Genomic DNA, 12,977 nt, shown 5'->3' with positions numbered 1-12,977 from the left:
AAACCCGGCGCCTCACTCCGGGCCCGTCGCCGGCCGGTAGGCTGGGATGCTGACGTCTGAAGTCCGAGGAGAGCAGAAACCCGCATGGCAGAGTACATCTACTCGATGGTCCGCGCCCGTAAGGCCGTCGGCGACAAGCTGATCCTGGATGACGTCACGATGGCGTTCCTTCCGGGCGCGAAGATCGGCATGGTCGGCCCCAACGGCGCGGGCAAGTCGACGATCCTGAAGATCATGGCCGGCCTCGACACCCCGTCCAACGGCGAGGCCAAGCTCAGCCCCGGGTTCAGCGTGGGCATCCTCATGCAGGAGCCCGAGCTCGACGACACCAAGACCGTGCTCGAGAACATCCAGGACGGCATCGCCATCAAGGCCAAGGTCGACCGCTTCAACGAGATCTCCGGGCTGATGGCGGATCCCGACGCCGACTTCGACGCCTTGCTCGCAGAGATGGGAGTGCTGCAGGAAGAGATCGATGCCGCGGACGCGTGGGACCTCGACTCGCAGCTGGAGCAGGCGATGGATGCGCTGCGCACCCCGCCGGGCGACGCGCAGATCGGCCCGCTGTCGGGTGGTGAGAAGCGCCGCGTCGCACTGACCAAGCTGCTCCTGCAGAAGCCCGACCTCCTCCTCCTCGACGAGCCCACGAACCACCTCGACGCCGAGAGCGTGCTGTGGCTCGAGCAGCACCTGCAGAAGTACCCCGGCGCCGTGATCGCCATCACCCACGACCGGTACTTCCTCGACAACGTCGCAGAATGGATCGCCGAGGTCGACCGCGGCCGGCTCATCGGCTACGAGGGCAACTACTCCACCTACCTCGAGAAGAAGTCCGAGCGGCTCGCGATCCAGGGCAAGAAGGACGCCAAGCTCGCCAAGCGCCTCTCCGAGGAGCTGGAATGGGTGCGCTCCAACGCCAAGGGCCGCCAGGCGAAGTCCAAGGCTCGTCTGGCGCGCTATGAAGAGATGGCCGCCGAGGCCGATCGCACCCGCAAGCTGGACTTCGAGGAGATCCAGATCCCGCCGGGGCCGCGCCTGGGCAGCGTGGTGATCGAGGCGAAGAAGCTGCAGAAGGGCTTCGACGACCGTTCGCTCATCGACGGCCTGAGCTTCAGCCTGCCGCCCAACGGCATCGTCGGCGTCATCGGGCCCAACGGCGTCGGAAAGACCACGCTCTTCAAGACGATCGTCGGTCTCGAGCCGCTCGACGGCGGCGAACTGAAGATCGGCGAGACCGTCAAGATCAGCTACGTGGATCAGTCGCGCGCCAACATCGATCCGAACAAGACGCTGTGGGAGGTCGTGTCGGACGGACTCGACATCATCACGGTCGGCAAGACCGAGATCCCGTCGCGCGCGTACGTCTCGAAGTTCGGCTTCAAGGGGCCCGACCAGCAGAAGAAGGCCGGTGTCCTCTCGGGTGGTGAACGCAACCGCCTGAACCTGGCCCTCACGCTCAAGGAGGGCGGCAACCTGCTGCTCCTCGACGAGCCCACGAACGACCTCGATGTCGAGACCCTCCAGTCGCTCGAGAACGCGCTCCTCGAGTTCCCCGGGTGCGCGGTGGTCATCACGCACGACCGGTGGTTCCTCGACCGCATCGCCACGCACATCCTCGCTTACGAGGGCACCGACGAAGACCCCGACAAGTGGTACTGGTTCGAAGGCAACTTCGAGGCGTACGAGGCCAACAAGATCGAGCGCCTGGGCGCCGAAGCGGCTCGCCCGCATCGCACCGCGTACCGCAAGCTGACGCGTGACTGACATCGCCGACGAGGCGGCGGCCGCGGGCCGTGGCCGCCGGGTGCACATCCCCATCCATCTGCGGTGGGGAGACCTCGACGCGCTCGGGCACGTCAACAACACCTCGATGCTCAAGCTGCTCGAGGAGGCGCGACTCCGCGCGTTCTGGAAGGGAGACGGCGTCGAGCCGGCACCCGAGACCGCCGTGTTCGACATGAATGTGCTCGAGAACGGCGGTGCGCGCGCCACGCTGATCGCGCGCCAGGAAATCGAGTACTACCAACCGGTGCCGTACGGTCACCGTCCGCTCGATGTGCAGCTGTGGATCGGACGCATCGGCGGATCCAGCGCCGAGGTCTGCTACGACGTGTACAGTCCGGACGGTCCGGAGCCCCAAGTGCTCTACGCACGTGCGAACGCGGTCATCGTCATGGTCGACACGTCGTCGGGGCGTCCCACCCGGTGGACCGCGGAGGAGCGGGCTGCCTGGGAGCCGTTCGTCGGCGACCCGATCGACTTCCGCCGGCGCGCGCAGAGCTGAGCAGTCCGCGCGGACCGGCTCCGAGTCAGCCCGCGGTGCGACCGGCGTCCGGAACCCGGACCATGATCTCCTGGGCGATGCTGGCCAGCAGCGTTCCGTCGGCGGCGTAGACGCGTCCCGTCGCCAGTCCGCGACCTCCCCGGGCGCTCGGCGACGCCTGGACGTACAGCATCCATTCGTCCACGCGCCCGAACCGGTGCCACCACATCGCGTGATCGAGGCTCGCCACCTTGAGGCCGGGGGTGGCCCACGACACCCCATGGGCCCGCAGGATCGATTCCTGGATCGTCAGATCACTGAGATAGGCGAGCACGGCGCGGTGAACGGCGGGCGCGTCATCGATCCGGCGCCGGATGCGCATCCACACGGCCTGCCGGGGAACGCGCTCACCGTCGACCGTCACATAGATCGGCGATGGCACATGACGAAGGTCGACCGGGCGGTCCGTGAACAGCCGCTTCGTCATCGGATGCAGCCCCTTCAGGTGCGATTCGATGTCGGGGAGGTCGTCGGGAGCCGGCACACCCTCCGGCATGGGCGTCTGGTGATCGAGCCCCGGATCCTCGTCCTGGAAGGAAGCGATCACGGAGAAGATCGGCACGCCCTCCTGGAACGCCTGCGTGCGGCGGGTCGAGAACGAACGCCCGTCGTGGATGCGGTCGACCGCGAAAGTGATGCCCATCGTCGAGTCCCCGGGACGCAGGAAGTAGCCGTGCATCGAATGCACGACCCGCTCTTCGGGGATCGTTCGCGAAGCGGCGACGATGGACTGCGCCAGCACCTGGCCGCCGAAGACGCGGCCGAGCGGCATCCATTGCGAAGCTCCCGTGAAGATGTCCTCGGTGGTCCGGGCATCCGACACGCTCAGATCGATCACCGACAACATGGACGCGACGGGATCGGCCTCCCGTGCACCCACGGCTTTCGGCTCGGCATCCACCACGGGCGCTCCTCTCCGGGGCGGCGCCCGCCCGCAGGTCCGCTTGGTAGCTTAGAGGCGATGTCCCCGCGCCTGTTGCTCGCCGATGCCGAGTCCGCCGCCGATGCCCTGACGTTCGTGCAGCGGGCGGCGCGCTTCACCGTCGAAGGGGTGCGTCTGCAGGCGGCCGACGGAGTCCTGGTGATGACAGCCGCACCGCTCGCTCCCCGCGGCTTCGGCGACCCGACCCCCACCGTGCTCGCGCTCCGCACGCTCTCCGCCGACCCGGAGCTGGTCTGCGACCTCGTCGTGGAACCCAGCGCACTGTCCCCGGCGACCGACGACCCCCGCGCGCTCACCCTTCCCGAGACGGCCCTCGCTCCCGCCTGGGCCGGTATCGCCCCTCCGCGCTCCGGCTGGGAGCCGCGCACCGGCGTCGAGGCGTCGGCTCTCGCTGCCAAGGCACAGGGCGGCATCGCCCGCGTCGCCGATACCGTGCCGACGGATGCCGGCGAAGACGTGGTCCGGACGGTGCGCGCCGCCGTATGGGGCGCACCCGATGACGATCTCGGCGGACTGCCGCTCGGCGTGGCGTTCGCCGCACTGAGCCTCGGGTTCATCAGCGGCAGCGAGACCGCCCAGGTCTTCTCCCACGGCCCATGGACGCGTCTGAGCCTCGCGCGCGGTCACGTCCTGGTCCGCGGGCCCGTGGCCACGGGACTCACCCCCGTCCGCCGCACCGGCGCGTCCACGGGCTGAGGCGTCACCGGCCAGGACGTCGCCTCTTCACGGGCGCAGTCGACGGGTGCGGGTCAGGCGGTCACAGGGCTGCGGCCGCCGCACGCCCGGCGACACGGCCCGAGAAGAGGCATCCGCCGACGAATGTCCCTTCCAGTGCGCGGTATCCGTGGACGCCGCCACCGCCGAAGCCGCTCGCCTCGCCCGCCGCATAGAGTCCCGGAACGGGCGCGCCTCCGGCGGCCAGCGCGCGCGCCGAGAGGTCGGTCTCGATGCCTCCGAGCGACTTGCGTGTGAGCACGTGCAGCTTCACGGCGATGAGCGGGCCCGACTTCGGGTCGAGGATCCGGTGCGGGCTCGCGGTGCGGATGAGGCGGTCGCCGCGGAACGCCCGCGCCGAGCGCAGCATCGCGATCTGCGCGTCCTTGGTGAAGTCGTTGTCGATCTCGCGATCCCGCGCCTCGATCTCGAGCCGCACGCGCGCCGCGTCGAGCACGTCGCCTCCTGGCAGCGCCTTCATGCCCGCGATGAGGTCGTCGAGGTCGTCGCGCACGACGAAGTCGGCGCCCCGGTCCATGAACGCCTGAACGGGGCCCGCGGCGCCCTTGCCGAGCCGCGACTTCGCGAGGAGCTTGACGTCCTTGCCGGTGAGGTCGGGGTTCTGCTCGCTGCCCGAGAGCGTGAACTCCTTCTCGATGATCTTCTGCGACAGCACGAACCAGGAGTGGTCGTAGCCGGTCGCGCGCAGGTGTGCGAGCGTGCCCAGGGTGTCGAAGCCGGGGAAGAGCGGCACCGGCAGGCGGCTTCCCGTGGCGTCCAGCCACACCGACGACGGACCGGGGAGGATCCGGATGCCGTGATCCGGCCACACCGGATCCCAGTTCTGGATCCCCTCCACGTAGTGCCACATGCGATCGCCGTTGATCAGCCGCGCCCCGGCGGCGGCGCTGATGGGCTGCATGGACCCGTCGACGTACGCGGGCACACCGGTGACCATGGTCGACGGCGGGGTTCCGAGCCGTTCGGGCCACCACTGGCGCACGAGCTCGTGGTTGCCGCCGATTCCGCCGGACGCGACGATCGTCGCGCCGGCCGCGATGGTGAACCCGTCGACCACCTCCCGTGAGCTCGCGACGCCCCGCGCAGCGCCGGACGGGGCGAGGATGTCGCCCTCAGCCCCGGTGACGACCCCATCCGTGATCGTGAGCGACGACACCCGGTGCCGCGGCAGGATCGTGACACGCCCGGCTGCCTCGGCCGTCTCGACCGCCGCCTGGAACGGCGCGACGATCCCGGGACCGGTGCCCCACGTGATGTGGAAGCGGGGCACCGAGTTGCCGGGACCCGTCGCGGTGTAGCCGCCTCGCTCCGCCCAGCCCACGATCGGGAAGAAGCCGACGCCCTTCTCACGCAGCCAGGACCGCTTCTCCTCATGGGCGAACTGCAGGTATGCCTCGGCCCAGCGCCTGGGCCACAGGTCTTCCTCGCGGTCGAAACCGGCGTTGCCGAACCAGTCCTGCCGGGCCAGGTCGAGGGAGTCGTGGATGCCGAGCCGCCGCTGCTCGGGCGAGTCGATGAAGAACAGGCCGCCGAACGACCACCAGGCCTGCCCCCCGAGATTCGACCGTGGCTCCTGATCGATGAGGGTCACGCGCTTGCCGGCGGCGACGGCCTCCGCCGTGGCGACCAGGCCGGCGAGTCCCCATCCGATGACGAGGACGTCGGTGTGGTGGGCGGCGAGGGGCATGTCGACTCCTTTGTCGGCGATGGCTTCGGGATCTCAGGCCGGGGTGGTCAGCCGGCGGGCTCGGCGTCGGCCGGCGAGACGGCGGTGACGGGGAGGGATGCCGCCGCGCGGCCGCCGGCGGCCGGTCCGATGCCCGTCGGCTCGAACGTGTTGACCATCGCCTGAGCCGCACGCTGCAGGTAGTCCCACAGCGTGGCCTCGTGCAGGGGCGGAAGATCGAGCTCGTCCACCGCGGCGCGCATGTGCGCGAGCCAGCGATCGCGGGCGTCCGGGTTCACGTGGAACGGCGCGTGTCGCATCCGGAGGCGGGGATGCCCTCGCTCCTGGCTGTACGTCGTCGGTCCGCCCCAGTACTGCTCGAGGAACATCGTGAGCCGCACCTTGGCGGGCCCGAGGTCCTCCTCGGGGTACATGGGCTTCAGCACCTCGTCGTCGGCGACCCCGCGATAGAACGCGTCGACGAGTCGCACGAAGGTCGCATGCCCGCCGACCTCGTCGTAGAAGCTGAGCGGGGTGGGGACTCCGGCATCCGTCATGTCGTTCCTCCGGGGGTCGTGCCGGGCTGGTCGCCCGGCGCCGGCGACGAGTTCTTCTTGCCGGTGCGCTTCGGCTTCCACACTGCGCCGCCCGGCGCAGACGTCACTGGCGTCGGCTTCGTCTTCGGCGGGTTGGCACCGCGCACGCGCTGCGCACCCTCGAGCCCGCTCGGCATCACGGCCGTGAGCGCCGGCAGAGTGATTCCCATCTCGTCGATGGCGTGCTTGAGCCTCACGCGCAGCTCGCGCGCCACGTCGTCCTTCGCGTTCGCGCGGGTCTTCATGACGAGACGGATGACGAGCGCATCGCCCGAGATCGACTCCAGTCCCCACACCTCGGGCTGCTCGAGGATGCGGGTGCGCCACTTCGGGTCCTTCGCGAGCCCCTTCGCCGTGTCGAGCATCGCCTTCTCGACCTCGTCGATGTCCGAGTCCGTCGCGACCGACAGATCGATGATGACGCGCGACCAGCCCTGCGAGAGGTTGCCGATGCGGGTGATCTCGCCGTTGCGGACGTACCAGAGCGTGCCGTTGACGTCACGCACGTGGGTGACGCGGACGCTCACGTACTCGACGATGCCGGTCGCCAAACCGAGATCGACGACGTCGCCGATGCCCACCTGGTCTTCGGCGACGATGAAGATGCCGTTGAGCACGTCCTTCACGATGTTCTGCGCGCCGAAGCCGAGACCGGCGCCGATGGCAGCCGTGAGCAGCGTCAGCGACGCGAAGGCCGACGGGGCGAGGACGTTGATGATCAGCAGGACAGCGATGATGACGATCGTCACGTTGACCACGTTGTGGAGGATCGACCCCAGCGTGCGGGTTCGCTGCACCAGCCGCACGGAGGCGAGCGGCGAGCGTTCGAGCGCCTGCGTGTCGTCGACGTTCGCCTTGTTCTTCGCGCCGTTCACGATGCGGGTCACCACGCGACGGATCACGAACGTGAGGATCCAGGCCAGGATGATCGCGCCGACGATGATTCCGGCCACTGCGAGCAGGCGCAGCCCCGCCTCTACGAAGAACTGGCCGACCGCAGCCCAGAACTCGGCATCGGTGATGTCGGGGGTCTCCGGGGCGGGGGTGGTCTCGAGGGGCAGGCTGGTCATCGCATCGATCCTAAGACGGATGCCTCGGCCCCGGCTGAGCCCGTTGCCAGGCGCGACCGGAGCCGAGGCATCCGTGTCCGGTTACTGCGCGTCGCGATCCTGCACCGACAGCGCACGCTCGACGCCGGCGAGATTCTCGGCGACGAGCCGGCGAAGCGCCGGAGCGGCGTCCGCGTGGGCTTCGAGCCAGGCACGCGTCGCGTCGCGCAGCGCGAGGTCGGCCAAGGGCGACGGGTAGAGGCCGACGATGAGGTACTGCGCGATCTGATACGTGCGCGAGTCCCAGATCGGGAGCAGCGACTCGAAGTAGCGCGGCACGAAGTCGCGGAGCAGCTCGCGGCCGGCCGGGTGCACGAAGCCGAGCGCCGCCGAGCGCACGATCGTGTTCGGCAGGTCGTCGCTGTCGACGAGCGACGACCAGGCAGCGGCCTTCGCCTCGGCCGACGGGAGCGCCGCCTTGGCCTGAGCGGCGAACTCGCCGCCCTTTGCGGTGTTGTCGGCGGCGAGAGCCGCGTCGATGTCTGCCGCGGTCACCACACCGCCCGCGGCGAGCGATACGAGCAGCTGCCACGACAGGTCGGTGTCGATCGCGAGGCCGTCGAAGCTCACCTCGCCGTCGCGCACCTGGCGGACCTTCTCCCACTGGCTCGGGGTGGCCGCCGCGGATGCGAAGGCGGTGACGAACTGCAGCTGGCTGTCGCTGCCCGCCTCGGCACCCTGGGCGAGCTGCCACAGCGCGTCGGCGACTCGGGCCCGCGTGACGTCGCGCTTCTCGGGCGCGACGTACGAGTTGGCCGCGAGCTGCAGCTGCCCGAGCGTCGTGCGGACCGTGGTCGACTCGGTCTCGGAGCCGATGTTGCGCAGCACCAGGTCGACGTAGTCCGATGCGGATGCCTCGGCATCGCGGGTCTGATCCCACGCGGCGCCCCACACGAGCGAGCGGGCGAGCGGGTCGCTGATCTTGGCGAGGTGCTCGATCGCGGTCTGGAGCGACTTCTCGTCGAGGCGGATCTTCGCGTACGCCAGATCCTCGTCGTTCAGCAACACGAGCGCCGGGCGCTTCCGGCCCTTGAGCTCGGGCACCTCGGTGAGGTCGCCGTCGACGTCGATCTCGATGTGGTGCACGCGTACGAGCGCATCGCCCTCGAGGTCGTAGAAGCCCACGCCCAGGCGGTGCGGACGGATCGTCGGGTAGTCGGCGGGCGCCGTCTGCACGATGGCGAACCGCGTGATGACGCCGTCGGCATCCGTCACGATCTCCGGCGACAGCGTGTTGACGCCTGCCGTCTCGAGCCACTTCTTCGACCAGGTCGAGAGCTCACGGCCGCTGGTGACCTCCAGCTCGGAGAGCAGGTCCGACAGCTCGGTGTTCGACCACTCGTGCTTCTTGAAGTAGGCGGCGACGCCGGCGAAGAACGCCTCGATGCCGACCCACGCGGCGAGCTGCTTGAGCACCGATCCGCCCTTGGCGTACGTGATGCCGTCGAAGTTGACCTGCACGTCCTCGAGGTCGTTGATCTGCGCGACCACCGGGTGCGTCGAGGGGAGCTGGTCCTGGCGGTAGGCCCAGGTCTTCTCCATGGCGTTGAACGTCGTCCACGCCTCGCTCCACTCCGTGGCCTCGGCCGTCGCGATCGTCGACGCCCACTCCGCGAACGACTCGTTCAGCCAGAGGTCGTTCCACCACTTCATGGTCACGAGGTCGCCGAACCACATATGGGCGAGCTCGTGGAGGATCGTGACGACGCGACGCTCCTTGACGGCATCCGTCACCTTCGAGCGGAACACGTACGTCTCCGTGAAGGTGACCGCACCCGCGTTCTCCATGGCGCCCGCGTTGAATTCGGGCACGAAGAGCTGGTCGTATTTGGCGAAGGGGTAGGCGTAGTCGAACTTGTCCTCGAAGTAGGAGAAGCCCTGACGCGTCTTGTCGAAGATGTAGTCGGCATCGAGGAACTGCCACAGGCTCTTGCGACCGTAGACGCCGAGCGGGATGACGCGGCCCGACGCACTGGTCAGCTCCGAGAACGTCGCCTCGTAAGGGCCGGCGATGAGAGCCGTGATGTACGACGAGATGCGGGGCGTCGGCTCGAATCGCCAGGTGGCGGTGCCGTCGCCGTGCTTCTTGGGTTCGGGAGTGGGGGAGTTCGAGACGACCTTCCAGGGCTCGGGCGCGGTGACCGTGAACTGGAACGTCGCCTTGAGGTCGGGCTGCTCGAACACCGCGAACACGCGACGTGAGTCCGGCACCTCGAACTGCGAGTAGAGGTAGACCTCGTCGTCGACGGGGTCGACGAAACGGTGTAGGCCTTCGCCGGTGTTGGTGTATACGCAGTCCGCGTCGACGATCAGCTCGTTCTCGGCGGCGAGGTCGTCCAGCGCGATGCGCGAGTCGGAGAACGCCGACGCGGCATCGATCGTCCGGCCGTTCAGCGTGATCTCGCGCACCTCGCCGGCGATGAGGTCGATGAACGTCGAGGCGCCCGGCGTCGCGGTGAAGCGGACGACGGTGCGCGAGCCGAAGACCTCCGCGCCCCTCGTCAGATCCAGTGCGACCTCGTACGACTGGGTGTCGACGATCGCGCGGCGCTCCTGCGCCTCGATGCGGGTGAGGTTCTCTCCAGGCACTGCTTGGCTCCCATGGGTGAGGATGACGGAGGCGGTCGTCGAGCCCGTTGCGGGCGCCCGACCCGGCCATCGCCAGCGCTGCTGGCACCGGCGACAACCGTCCCAGCCTACGGGGTGCGGGCACAGGATCGACGGTGGCGGGTGCGAGGATGGACGCGTGAGTTCTCCCGAGCAGCGCGTCGTTCCTTTCGCCTCTCCCGCCGCAGCGGCAGGGGGACCGTATGTCGAGGAGTCCGTCTCCTACGACGCCATCCTCCTCGCAGGCTTCGGCGGCCCGGAGGGTCAGGACGACGTCATCCCGTTCCTCCGCAACGTCACCCGGGGTCGTGGCATCCCCGACGAGCGACTCGAAGAAGTGGCCCACCACTACCGTCACTTCGGCGGCGTGAGCCCGATCAACGCTCAGAACCGTGCGCTCAAGGCGGCGCTCGAAGGAGAACTGGCGCGCCGGGGGATCGACCTGCCCGTCTACTGGGGCAACCGCAACTGGGCGCCGTACCTCGACGAGGCGGTGAAGGATGCCGCCTCCGCGGGCGACACGAAGCTCCTGGGTCTGGCGACGAGCGCCTACTCGTCGTTCTCGAGCTGCCGTCAGTACCGCGAGGACTTCGCTCGCGTGCTGATCGAGACGGGCCTGGGCGACACGGTCACGATCGACAAGGTGCGCCAGTTCTTCGATCACCCCGGGTTCGTGCAGCCGTTCGTCGACGGCGTGCGCGACGCCGTGGCGGCGTTCCTCGCCGACGGCATCGCGCCGGAAGCGGTGAGAGTGCTGTTCTCCACCCACAGCATTCCCACGGCGGATGCTGAGCGCTCCGGCCCGCGCGCGGGCGACGAGCTGCACCGCGACCTCGGGGAGGGGGGCGCGTACGCGGCCCAGCATCTCGCCGTCGCCGAGGCCGTCATGACCGCGGTCGCCGCCGAGGTGCCGGGCGCGGATCGCGTCGCGTGGGACCTCGTCTACCAGTCGCGGTCCGGCCCGGCGAGCCAGCCGTGGCTCGAGCCCGACGTGAACGACGCCATCGCCGGACTCCCCGCTGCCGGCGTGCGGGCGGTCGCCATCGTTCCGGTGGGCTTCATGAGCGACCACATGGAGGTTCTGTGGGACCTCGACACCGAGGCGATGGATGCTGCCGCCGAGGCGGGGATCCGCGCCGTGCGCACGCCGACGCCCGGTGTCGACCCGGCGTTCGTGTCGGGTCTGGTCGACCTCGTCGAGGAGCGCCTCCGTGGGACGCCCGCCGGTGAGCGCCCGCACCTGACCGGCCTCGGTCCGTGGTTCGACGTGTGCCGTCCCGCATGCTGCGAGAACGTGCGCGCCGGCTTCAAACCCGCCGCCGCCGGCGTCGCGCCCTGAGTCCCGCGGCGCTTCTCCTGCCGCGCCGCTGAGGGCGCGGCATCCTTCGTCCTCAGCCGTCCGCCCCTCTCTAGGATTGAGCCCATGCGCATTCACATCGCGACCGACCACGCCGGCCTCGAGTTCTCCACGCAGCTCCAGCACCATCTCGCCGCCGCAGGTCACGAGGTCGTCGATCACGGGCCACTCGAGTACGACCCGCTCGACGACTACCCGGCGTTCTGCATCCGGGCCGCTGAGGCGGTCGTGCGGGATCAGGAGGCCGGCATCGAGACCCTCGGTGTCGTCTTCGGCGGGTCGGGCAACGGCGAGCAGATCGCGGCGAACAAGGTCGTCGGCGTTCGCGCGGCGCTCGCGTGGAGCATCGCCACAGCCGAACTCGCCCGCGAGCACAACGATGCCAATGTGATCGCCATCGGCGCGCGTCAGCACACGTTCGAAGAGGCGACCACGTTCATCGACCGCTTCATCGCGACGCCGTTCTCGGGTGAGGAGCGTCACGCCCGCCGGATCGCGCAGCTGGCCGCCTACGAAGAGGACGGCACGCTCCTGCCCGACCCGCGCGCGACCGCTCCCGGGCAACCCGACGTGCTCGACGCCGACGACAGCTCGTTCGACCCCGAAGCCGGCTGACACTCGATGCCAGAGGGCCACTCCGTCCACCGCATCGCTCGTCAGTTCGACCGCAACTTCGTCGGTCGCACCGTGGCGGCGTCGAGCCCCCAGGGCCGGTTCGCCGAGGGCGCGGCCGTCATCAGCGGGCGAACGGCCACGCAGGTGCGCGCGGTGGGAAAGCAGATGTTCCTCGAGTTCGACGACGACCTCTGGCTGCGCGTGCATCTGGGCATGTACGGCGCATGGGACTTCGCGGGCGAGATCGTCGTCGACCCGACGATCGCCTCGGCCAACGGCCGCATGGGGCAGACGAACCAGCGCGGCACATCTCTGGACGAGCCGATCCTCGACGCCGCGGGCGAGAACTCGCTGACATCGATCGGGGCACCTCGACGCACTCGGGTGCACGTGCGCATGTCGGAGCAGACGACCGGCCTCGCCGACGACGGCGAGGAGTTCCCGCCACCCGTGGTGGGCCAGGTGCGCCTGCGGCTCCTCACGGATGTGACGAGCGCCGACCTGCGCGGTCCGACGGCCTGCGAGCTGCAGAGCCCGGAAGAGGTGGCGGCCACCATCGCCAAGCTCGGCCCCGATCCGCTGGTGGACGACGTCGCCGAGGGCGAGGAGCGGTTCGTCGCGGTCGTGCGGCGCAAGCCGACGTCGATCGGCCTGCTGCTCATGGATCAGAACGTCGTCAGCGGCATCGGAAACGTCTACCGCGCCGAGCTGCTGTTCCGCGCGCGGCAGAACCCGCACACACCGGGCCGCGACGTTCCCGAGGAAGTGGTCCGCGACATCTGGCGCGACTGGGTCAGGCTGCTCGCCATCGGCGTGGAGACGGGCCAGATGATGACGATGGACGACCTCGATCCCGACGCGTACCGCAAGGCCATGGCGAGCCGCGACGACCGGCACTGGGTGTACCACCGCGCGGGGCTCCCGTGCCGCGTCTGCGGCACCGAGATCGTCGTCGAGGAGGCGGCCGGGCGCAAGCTCTACTGGTGCCCTCACTGCCAGGCCTGACCGCGCCGCCGGGCGGTGGCC

The 12,977-nt window shown here is 69.4% G+C and carries 11 protein-coding genes; 6 read left to right on the top strand and 5 right to left on the bottom strand.

Annotated elements, in window-relative coordinates; genetic code table 11:
• Positions 1–84 precede the first annotated feature (84 nt).
• Complete coding sequence (gene ettA / locus ACN9MP_RS09635; protein ID WP_426319693.1) at positions 85–1,764, top strand: energy-dependent translational throttle protein EttA; 1,680 nt, start codon at positions 85–87, stop codon at positions 1,762–1,764.
• Entirely contained in the window at positions 1,757–2,284 is a 528-nt protein-coding gene (locus ACN9MP_RS09630; protein ID WP_426319691.1) for an acyl-CoA thioesterase, read from the top strand. Before ettA ends, ACN9MP_RS09630 begins: the two co-directional genes overlap by 8 nt.
• 25 nt (positions 2,285–2,309) lie before the next feature.
• Here ACN9MP_RS09630 and ACN9MP_RS09625 read toward each other — a convergent pair whose 3' ends face one another.
• Positions 2,310–3,170: an acyl-CoA thioesterase gene (locus tag ACN9MP_RS09625; protein WP_426325970.1), complete on the bottom strand. Its 861-nt coding sequence runs from the start codon at positions 3,168–3,170 to the stop codon at positions 2,310–2,312.
• A 114-nt stretch (positions 3,171–3,284) separates the two neighbouring features.
• Between ACN9MP_RS09625 and ACN9MP_RS09620 the strand changes: the two genes are divergently transcribed.
• Positions 3,285–3,962 carry a hypothetical protein gene (locus ACN9MP_RS09620; RefSeq protein ID WP_426319689.1) on the top strand — a complete coding sequence of 226 codons (678 nt, stop codon included), beginning with the start codon at positions 3,285–3,287 and terminating at the stop codon, positions 3,960–3,962.
• A gap of 61 nt (positions 3,963–4,023) precedes the next feature.
• Here the strand turns inward: ACN9MP_RS09620 and ACN9MP_RS09615 are convergent, their stop codons facing one another.
• From ACN9MP_RS09615 to pepN, 4 genes are all read right to left on the bottom strand, one after another.
• Entirely contained in the window at positions 4,024–5,688 is a 1,665-nt protein-coding gene (locus ACN9MP_RS09615; protein ID WP_426319687.1) for an FAD-binding dehydrogenase, read from the bottom strand.
• 47 nt (positions 5,689–5,735) lie between these two features.
• Complete coding sequence (locus ACN9MP_RS09610) at positions 5,736–6,224, bottom strand: globin (RefSeq protein WP_426319685.1); 489 nt, start codon at positions 6,222–6,224, stop codon at positions 5,736–5,738.
• On the bottom strand, positions 6,221–7,333 hold the full coding sequence (locus ACN9MP_RS09605) for a mechanosensitive ion channel family protein (protein WP_426319683.1): 1,113 nt from the start codon (positions 7,331–7,333) through the stop codon (positions 6,221–6,223). Before ACN9MP_RS09605 ends, ACN9MP_RS09610 begins: the two co-directional genes overlap by 4 nt.
• Before the next feature lie 81 nt (positions 7,334–7,414).
• On the bottom strand, positions 7,415–9,961 hold the full coding sequence (gene pepN, locus ACN9MP_RS09600) for an aminopeptidase N (RefSeq protein WP_426319681.1): 2,547 nt from the start codon (positions 9,959–9,961) through the stop codon (positions 7,415–7,417).
• A gap of 157 nt (positions 9,962–10,118) precedes the next feature.
• Between pepN and ACN9MP_RS09595 the strand changes: the two genes are divergently transcribed.
• The 3 genes from ACN9MP_RS09595 to ACN9MP_RS09585 all read left to right on the top strand — a co-directional run bounded on the left by ACN9MP_RS09595 (position 10,119) and on the right by ACN9MP_RS09585 (position 12,956).
• The gene (locus tag ACN9MP_RS09595) at positions 10,119–11,318 is read left to right on the top strand and encodes a ferrochelatase (RefSeq protein ID WP_426319679.1); all 1,200 of its coding nucleotides are present in this window, start codon (positions 10,119–10,121) and stop codon (positions 11,316–11,318) included.
• Positions 11,319–11,402: 84 nt separating this feature from the next.
• Positions 11,403–11,951, top strand: a complete 549-nt coding sequence (locus ACN9MP_RS09590) for a ribose-5-phosphate isomerase (protein WP_426319677.1) — start codon at positions 11,403–11,405, stop codon at positions 11,949–11,951.
• Positions 11,952–11,957: 6 nt separating this feature from the next.
• The gene (locus ACN9MP_RS09585) at positions 11,958–12,956 is read left to right on the top strand and encodes an Fpg/Nei family DNA glycosylase (RefSeq protein WP_426319675.1); all 999 of its coding nucleotides are present in this window, start codon (positions 11,958–11,960) and stop codon (positions 12,954–12,956) included.
• The last annotated feature ends 21 nt before the right edge of the window (positions 12,957–12,977 follow it).

It is taken from the genome of Microbacterium sp. E-13, from assembly GCF_049912955.1.
Taxonomy (GTDB): Bacteria; Actinomycetota; Actinomycetes; order Actinomycetales; family Microbacteriaceae; genus Microbacterium.
The sequence above is the reverse complement of the archived record's forward strand: the minus strand, read 5'-3'. Positions and strand labels throughout refer to the sequence as shown.